This window comes from Planktosalinus sp. (genome assembly GCF_059864935.1).
Window position 1 is genome coordinate 1 of the sequence record NZ_JCBCCK010000029.1, and the last position, 8160, is coordinate 8160.

Annotated in this window: 11 protein-coding genes; 4 read left to right on the forward strand and 7 right to left on the reverse strand. The window is 37.7% G+C overall.

Annotated elements, in window-relative coordinates:
- Positions 1–270: hypothetical protein (locus AC6F75_RS01230; protein ID WP_500713104.1), on the reverse strand; the 270-nt coding region annotated here is incomplete at its 3' end.
- 133 nt (positions 271–403) lie between these two features.
- Between AC6F75_RS01230 and corA the strand changes: the two genes are divergently transcribed.
- Both corA and AC6F75_RS01240 read left to right on the forward strand, forming a co-directional pair.
- On the forward strand, positions 404–1486 hold the full coding sequence (corA, locus tag AC6F75_RS01235; protein WP_500713105.1) for a magnesium/cobalt transporter CorA: 1083 nt from the start codon (positions 404–406) through the stop codon (positions 1484–1486).
- Between the two features lies 1 nt (position 1487).
- A complete protein-coding gene (locus tag AC6F75_RS01240) occupies positions 1488–2156 on the forward strand; it encodes a TIGR02453 family protein (RefSeq protein ID WP_500713106.1) in 669 nt (222 codons plus the stop codon).
- Here the strand turns inward: AC6F75_RS01240 and AC6F75_RS01245 are convergent, their stop codons facing one another.
- Both AC6F75_RS01245 and AC6F75_RS01250 read right to left on the reverse strand, forming a co-directional pair.
- The gene (locus AC6F75_RS01245; protein WP_500713107.1) at positions 2157–2600 is read right to left on the reverse strand and encodes a transcription elongation factor; all 444 of its coding nucleotides are present in this window, start codon (positions 2598–2600) and stop codon (positions 2157–2159) included. It lies immediately after the preceding gene.
- A gap of 79 nt (positions 2601–2679) precedes the next feature.
- The gene (locus tag AC6F75_RS01250; protein WP_500713108.1) at positions 2680–3087 is read right to left on the reverse strand and encodes a glyoxalase; all 408 of its coding nucleotides are present in this window, start codon (positions 3085–3087) and stop codon (positions 2680–2682) included.
- Between the two features lie 161 nt (positions 3088–3248).
- Here AC6F75_RS01250 and AC6F75_RS01255 point away from each other — a divergent pair, with 161 nt between their 5' ends.
- Positions 3249–4610, forward strand: coding sequence for an aldehyde dehydrogenase family protein (locus AC6F75_RS01255; protein ID WP_500713109.1), 1362 nt, complete (start codon positions 3249–3251; stop codon positions 4608–4610).
- Position 4611: 1 nt separating this feature from the next.
- A complete protein-coding gene (locus AC6F75_RS01260; protein WP_500713110.1) occupies positions 4612–5043 on the forward strand; it encodes an NUDIX domain-containing protein in 432 nt (143 codons plus the stop codon).
- Here AC6F75_RS01260 and AC6F75_RS01265 read toward each other — a convergent pair.
- The 4 genes from AC6F75_RS01265 to AC6F75_RS01280 form a co-directional block, all read right to left on the reverse strand.
- Positions 5000–6073 (reverse strand): endonuclease/exonuclease/phosphatase family protein, encoded by a 1074-nt coding sequence (locus AC6F75_RS01265; protein ID WP_500713111.1) that lies wholly within the window; start codon positions 6071–6073, stop codon positions 5000–5002. The two genes, AC6F75_RS01260 and AC6F75_RS01265, sit on opposite strands and share 44 nt — an antisense overlap.
- Entirely contained in the window at positions 6070–7395 is a 1326-nt protein-coding gene (locus tag AC6F75_RS01270) for a mechanosensitive ion channel domain-containing protein (RefSeq protein WP_500713112.1), read from the reverse strand. Before AC6F75_RS01270 ends, AC6F75_RS01265 begins: the two co-directional genes overlap by 4 nt.
- A complete protein-coding gene (locus AC6F75_RS01275; protein WP_500713113.1) occupies positions 7385–7672 on the reverse strand; it encodes a DUF3817 domain-containing protein in 288 nt (95 codons plus the stop codon). Before AC6F75_RS01275 ends, AC6F75_RS01270 begins: the two co-directional genes overlap by 11 nt.
- A 57-nt stretch (positions 7673–7729) precedes the next feature.
- Positions 7730–8160, reverse strand: a 431-nt coding sequence (locus tag AC6F75_RS01280; RefSeq protein WP_500713114.1) for a M15 family metallopeptidase, incomplete at its 5' end; no start/stop codon positions are given.

Consider the following 8160-nt stretch of genomic DNA (forward strand, 5'->3'; position numbering starts at 1 on the left):
CAGTGAAAATAAATAACCAATATCATCTTTAAAAACGTGGAGCAGGGCTTTGTTGTCAAGTAAAGATTTAGTACTGTGTAAATCATCTGACAAATTTTTATTTTCAAGTGTTTCAGAAGTCTGGTTTGTGGTGGTTCCTGAAATTTCTTTTTTTAATGTTATGTTGTAGAAAAAGGAAAACACCTTGGGTGTTGTGTCATTTGAAATGTACAGAAATGCAACAACAAACCAAAAAAGAAAAAATATAAAAGCCAAGAAAAAACTACGCATTTTGCCCCAATTACGTGATTCTCAAATCTACTAAAAAGAACTACAGCTTTAAAGTTTTATAAAATTCTTTATCAACTGCTTTTTCACAATTTTTTATGCCATATAGTTTCGTATAATTTCTTAAATTTAAAGCATGAAGAAACCTATTAAATCCAAAAGAAACAAACAAAAAAGAAAATCAAAACTTGGTCTTGCTCCGGGAACACTTCTTTTTACGGGAGAACGTAAAATGGAAGAGGTTGAGTTTTCAGTTCTTAATTACAATGAACATAAAGCTGAAGAACTCATGCCGGAAAATCTAGATGATATAATCAGTCTTGTTGACAACGCTCAGGATACCCTTTGGATTAATATTGACGGTATTCACGATGAAAGTATCATTGAGTCCATTTGCTCAAAGCTATTGGTTCATAAACTAACAATGGAAGATATTTTGAGTGTTGGCCAGCGCCCAAAAATTGATGAACACCAGCATTATATTCACATTGTTTTAAACATGTTTATGCTCGAAGATGACAATTCAATTATTGATGAACAAATCAGCTTTATTCTTCACAAAAACATTTTATTGAGCTTCCAGGAAAAAAGGGGTGATGTATTTGATGGGGTTAGGAAACGAATACAAGAGGGGAAAGGTTTTATCAGAAAAAAGGGGTCTGATTATTTGCTGTATGCATTGCTTGATTCTGTAGTCGATCATTATTTCGTCATTCTTGAAATTTTAGGAGAAAGAATAGACGCACTGGAAGTGGAATTACTTGAAAATCCCTCTAATGAAACTTTGGGCAAACTCCATAAAATAAGGCGTGAATCACTTGAATTGAGACGCTCTGTGTACCCACTTCGGGAAGTCATCAGCAAGTTTGAGAAAATTGATGAGTCCATTCTCCACCCTGATGTGAGGGTTTTTATCAGAGACCTTTATGACCACACCATTCAGGTCATTGACACAATAGAAGTGATGCGCGAATCGGCACTGGCATTATTGGATTTGTACATGAACAGTGTTTCAAACAAAATGAACGAAATCATGAAAGTGCTCACCATTATGGCCTCAATCTTTATTCCGCTTACCTTTGTGGCCGGCGTATATGGGATGAATTTTGTCAATATGCCCGAGCTGGAGTGGGAATACGCATATTTTGTTGTTTGGGGGGTTATGATTTTGATGGTTATGGGGATGCTGATTTATTTTAAATCTAAAAAATGGTTGTAATATGATAAATGAAACTCTTTTTACTTTCTTAAACGAACTTAAACAAAACAACAATCGCGATTGGTTTGAAAACAACAAAACGCGTTTTCAAACAGAAGAAAAATCGCTAAAAATGTTTTTTGAAACAATCACCATCGGCCTGAATGAGTTTGACGAAATCGAAAAGACAAAAATTTTCAGAATTTACAAAGACGTGCGTTTCAGTAAAGACAAAACGCCTTACAAAACAAATCGAGGTGCCAACTGGATGCGGGCTGGGGCAAACCGAAGAGGAAGTTATTATTTGCAACTCGAGCCCGGAAATTCATTTTTGGCCTGTGGCTTTTTTGACCCAAATCCACAGGATTTATTACGATTCAGGAAAGAGTTTGAAATGGATGATACCCCCATCAGGAAAATTTTTAATCAGCCCGATTTTAAGAAGGAGTTTGACGGTTTTGAAGAAAGCAGTCAGGTTAAAACAGCTCCCAAAGGATTTGACAAAGACCACAAGGCCATAGACCTGATTAAAAATAAAAACTTCTTTGTCATTCATTATTTTTCTGATAAAGAAGTTCTTGATGCTGATTTTTCAAAAGAAGTAAAACGTTTGTTTAAACTGACGATTCCGTTTTTAAACTATATGACCGAAGTGGTTACTACCGATTTAAACGGGGTTTCAACAGTGTAATTAATACACATTCACAATGTTATACGTCAAATTGTTGAACGAAAAACTATCTCCGGCTTGCTTTCCTTTAAGATGCTCATAGATGGGAGCATCTGTAGAAATAGAGTAGTAGTTTTTGTTATCCTCTATATTAAGTTTGCCTAAAGCAACGGCTATAAAAAAGAAGTTTTTTTCTGTTTCTACCAGGCTTCCGTTACCCACTACAACGTGTTCCTGTGATACATCAATGCGTTTTAATTGCTCTTTAGTCCGTTCAGAAGTTTCAATATATCCGGCATATTTTTCAATTTCGTTGAGCATTTCACCTTTGCCACCATCTTCATTATCAGATTGGCCACTTTCACTTTCAATGGCTTCTTTTACAACATCAATTTCACGTTGATACTTTTCTATCTGCTGGTTCAAAAGCTCCAGGCACTTCATATAGAGTTTATTCTTTATCATTCACGTTAATTTTAGCTTACAAAAGTACGAGCATTTGTGAACTTTTACATCATTATGTTAATAAATTGGGTGATTTTAGCTAAACGGCATATTCAACTTCAAAAAGCTGGATATTACTCTTAAACCGCTCAATGACCAAGTTCATCATTCGCTTGTTCAAAGCCGAAGAATTTTGAATGTATGCTTCATATTCTTCCAATGTGAATTGCCCTATGACCATTCCCTTGAGGGAATTGCGAAACTTGATGTCTTTTTGAATGGCGTTTTCGATATAATTCAGCTTTTTTTCAAGCGAAAGCGTATAGAATACATTTTTGTGTTTTGTTACATAATTTCGAAAAACCAGTATAAAAAGGTCGTTTTGAAGTTTGACTATGGGGCGTAAGGTTTTGTTCTGAAATTGCTCATCAGCACTCATAAATGAAGTAACAACTGCCGATGAAATTTCGGGACGTAATGCGGTTAAATCAAAGTCTCGGGAGTTCATAACTTTAGGTTTTACTAAATTTAGGGAATGAAAAAACCATTTAATAGTTAAATCAGGTGGAGTTATAAACGATGTTATTAACAAAAAAAACTTAAAAGTCCCTTAAACAATAGGTGCTTTCAACGTATTTGCTTTAAATTAGGGTTCAAAAAACAAAAATTATGGCCACTATTAAATCAATCAATCCATACAACGGGAATCTCATAAAGACATTTCAAACTCAAACCAATGCCGAAGTTGAAATTGTTCTGGACAAAGCTTCAAAAAGGTTTAATTCTTGGAAACAAACTTCGTTTTCAGAAAGAAAAAAGTTGATGCTCAAAGCTGCGGAAGAATTAAAAAACAACAAACAAGAATATGCTAAACTCATTACTCTTGAAATGGGTAAACCCATAAAACAAGCAGTTGCAGAAATTGAAAAATGTGCGTGGGTATGTGAATACTATGCAGAAAATGCCGAAAAACATCTGGCCAATGAAACGATTGAAACAGACGCTTACAAAAGCTACATTTCCTATGAGCCCATTGGCGTGGTACTGGCCATTATGCCTTGGAATTACCCGTTCTGGCAGGTTTTCAGGTTTGCTGCTCCGACTTTGATGGCGGGAAATATTGCCGTGCTCAAGCATGCTTCCAATGTATTCGGGTCAGCTATAAACATTCAGAAAGTGTTTGAACGTGCCGGTTTTCCTGAAAATTGTTTTACCACATTATTGATAGAAAGTTCACAGGTCGAAACCATCATTAAAAACCCTATTGTTAAAGCTGTTACACTTACGGGAAGTGAGGGAGCTGGAGCAGCCGTGGCTTCCGTTGCCGGGAATAACATTAAAAAATCAGTGCTGGAACTTGGAGGAAGCAATGCGCTGGTAGTTTTTAAAGATGCCGATATTGACAAAACCATTGACACCTGTATACAAGCGCGTTTTCAAAACACCGGACAAAGTTGTATCGCAGGAAAACGCTTGTTAATTGACCAAAGCATAGCCGATAGTTTTTTGGAAAAATTGGTTGTAAAAGTAAATCAATTAAAAAGCGGTGACCCAGAAAACAAAGCAACCTATATTGGTGTTTTGGCACGGGAAGATTTGGCTGAAGAACTGGAAAAACAACTTTCAAAATCAGTCAAAAAAGGCGCAAAAGTATTGACCGGTGGAAACAGGAACAAGGCATATTTTGAGCCTACAATTGCGGACCTGGTAACTCCCGAAATGGAAATTTTTAAAGAAGAAACATTTGGACCGGTTCTGGCTGTAATCCGATTTAAAACTGAAAAAGAAGCCATAGTACTTTCAAATAACTCCAAATTTGGATTGGGAGTTTCATTGTTTTCTAAAGACATCAACAATATGGAACAATTAATCCCTCAATTCAATGAAGGTGCAGTTTTTATAAACGAACTGGTAAAAAGTGACCCTCGCTTGCCCTTTGGTGGCGTGAAAACTTCAGGTTATGGACGCGAGCTGGGTAAAGAAGGCATCAGGGAGTTTGTGAATGTGAAAACGGTTTATATCAATAAATAAAATGAAAAAACAAGCCATTAACGTAACTGTTGACGCCGTGGTTTTTAAGCAAGAAAAAGAGGAAACTTTTATTTTATTAATCAGCCGTAAAAATCCTCCATTTCAAAATCAATGGGCATTGCCGGGAGGTTTTGTTGAAAATGATGAAGACCTTGAAACGGCAGCAAAACGCGAATTAAAGGAGGAAACAGGAATCGAAATAACATCCTGTGAGCAGTTGTACACTTTTGGAAAACCGGGCAGAGATCCCCGGGGCCGGACAATTTCAATTGCTTACGTTGGTTTTGCAACAGAGTCAAATAAACCCAAAGCTGCAGATGATGCAAAAGAAGCAAAGTGGTTTAATCTTAAAGACCTGCCTGAATTAGCTTTTGATCATCAGGAAATTGTTAACTTGGCAATTTCCCGTTTTCTTCAAGGCCATCTTGAATAGTTTGTTTCGCTTCAATATTGTCTTCTTTTGAGGCTTTATCAGGAGGTGTGTTTGCTTCTGTATCACAACCGTGACAAAGCTCTGCATACATCGGGAAGTGGTCTGAGCCAATGTCCTCCAACCGGGCTAATTCGGCAAGTTTAAAGTCGTTTGTAACAAATAAATGATCCAGCGGCCATCTTAAAATGGGGTATTTTACGTGAAAGGTATTGAAAAACCCACGACCAATTCGAGGATCCAAAAGCCGGCTAATTCTCTGGAACATTCTGGTGGTATGTGACCATGCCACATCATTTAGGTCACCTAAGACAATAATTGGGTAATCTTCTTTTGTGATTTCTTTGGCCACAATAAGTAGCTCTGCATCCCGGTCTAATGATTTTTCATTTTCAGTAGGGCTGGGAGGCATAGGGTGCAGGCAGTAGAGTTTCACCCAAGTGCGGTTTGGCAGTTGAACACTACCGTGAATTGAAGGAACATCATCATCTACTAAAAATTTGATTTTCATATCCTTGAGCTTAAATTTGCTCAGCAGGATACTACCATAGTAGTTTTCCAAGGGGTATTCCACCCTAAATGGATATTCTTCCTTTAAAATGGCAAGTTTTTCCTGCCACCAATTATTTGTTTCCAACAGCACGGCAATATCCGGGTTGGCTTTCCTGAAAACGCTTAAAAATTTTTCAAAATCTTTATTGTCCTGGAGGACATTTGCGGAAAAAACTTTAATTGAAGCACTACTGCTTCTAATTGCAGTGGTAACTATTTGCTTTTTAGCAAATGGGGTATAGGGGTAAATGATGAACAGCTGGTAAAGCAGTGCTAAAAACAACAGTACTAACAAACCCAGCTCCCATACATTTTGAAAATCAATTAAAAATAATAAAAAGAAAATCACAATAGCATTTGTCACGGTAAGCTGAAGGTGTGGAAAGTCAAATGCACGCACCCACCATTTTTTAGAAGCAATAAAGGGTGCCAATGTGCTTAACAAGCAGCATACAGCAAGACAAATAATGATTATTTTCATGTAAGGCCCTGAGGGTTTATACCGTTTTTATTTTCAGTGTTAGCGTTGAAATCATGACTCTTTAACCCCTGAAGGTCTTTTCCTGTGGGCTCCTCAAACAGTTCAAGTTCAAAGTAAGGTGCAGAAGCGATGATGTGGTCAAACACATCACTCATTATGGCTTCATAATTTTCCCAGCGTTTATCGGCACTAAAACAGTAAACCTCTAACGGGATACCCTGTGGTGTAGGGTGCAGTTGTCGCACCATAATCATCAGGTTGTTGTTAACCCCCGTATTGTTTCTCAACGAAGAGTCGATGTATTTTCTAAAAACACCAAAATTGGTTTGGTTCCTTCCGTTGATTAAAACGCTTTTGTCAGCCGATACACGCTCGTTGTGTCTTTCAATCTCGCGTTGGCGATGTTCAATATAGGGTTTTACCAGTTGAATCTTTTTTAATTCTTCAATCTTTTCGGGGGTCAAAAATTTAATGGAATTCTGTTTGATGTAAACAGCTCTTTTTATGCGTCGGCCACCTGATTCCTGCATTCCGCGCCAGTTTTGAAACGAGTCTGCTATCAAACTATAAGTGGGAATCGTTGTAAAAGTATTGTCCCAGTTCTGGACCCTCACTGTCGCCAGGTTAATATCGGTCACAGTTCCATCTGCACCAAATTTGCTGAACGTAATCCAGTCGCCAATTCTAACAATGTCGTTAACGGAAACCTGAATAGAAGCCACAAATCCAAGTATTGTATCCTTAAAAATCAACAAGATAATGGCTGAAGCAGCACCCAGAGAAAACAAACTGAGCACTTCTTTTCCGGTAATGACATAAATGACAAACATACCGGCAACACCCCATAAAAAAATAAGAATCACCTGAAGGTAACTTTCCAGGGGCTTATCGGCATATTGTTCTTTGGTGCGTAAAAAGTTTTTGGAAGAACGCAACACGCTCCTAATGATTTTTACGATTAGAATGATCCCGTAAACATTCAGGATAATATCAAAAACCTTGAACCAAAAAGGAAATTCCTCAAAAATAACCGGAAAAGATAACGAGAGCAACCAAAGTGGGATAATGTGAGCGATGTATCTCGGAAAACGGCTTTGAACAAGATAATCGTCAAAAGTTGTTGTGGTTTTTTCGGAGAAAAAAGTAAAGAGTTTAACAACAACCTTGCGAAGCAGCCTGTCAAAAAGATAAGCCAAGCCACCAATAAATATAAGAATTATCAGCAGGTTAATATGTTTCGCCCAAAAAAGAGAAAGACCCTGATCAATCAGGTAATCCCTCAACAAAACACTCCAGCTGATAAAATCTTCTTTACTTAGCATAAATCACATCGCTGTATTTTTTTTCCATATATAAAGTCCCAAAAGGCAAAAGGGAAGCTACCAAAACTCCCGCTAGGGTTTTGAGCGACCAATTCAATTCAGAATTGAGAATAAATGCAAGCACCACGTAGGCCAGGAATAAAACACCGTGAGCCATTCCAACCACAGATACAGCCATTGGCAACTCCCAGATGTATTTGAGTGGCATGGCAAAAAAGAGTAATAAAATAAGTGAAATTCCTTCCCAGATTGCAATAACCTTAAACGTTTTAATCATTTTCAAAAAATTTCAGCAAAGGTAAGCAAACTAAAAGTTTACTAAAACTTCGGCCACTTAATTTTCGCAATTAAAATCAAAGTCGAGCAGGGGAGACCTGCCCATACCATAAAAGTTAAAATGCCACCATTCAGACTGTATGACTGAAAAGCCGAAAGCTTCCATGCCTTCACGCAAAAGTTTTCTATTGTTCAGAATTTCTTCGGGAAAATTAAAATTATCGGTGTGTGACGCCCTTCCGAAAAAATCATAACCGCTTCCCATTTCCAATTCTTCACCTCCACTGTTTACCAAAGTCAGGTCAACAGCAGCACCCCGGTTGTGCATCGAGCCCTGCGCAGGATTGGCCACATAAATCCTGTTGGGCAGTTTTTCCCACATGCGTTTTTGGACTGAAAGCGGGCGGTAGCAGTCAAACAGTTTTATAGTATAACCGCGATCGCAAAAATAATAAGCAGCATTGGTAAGTGCTTTGGCTACTTCGGGCA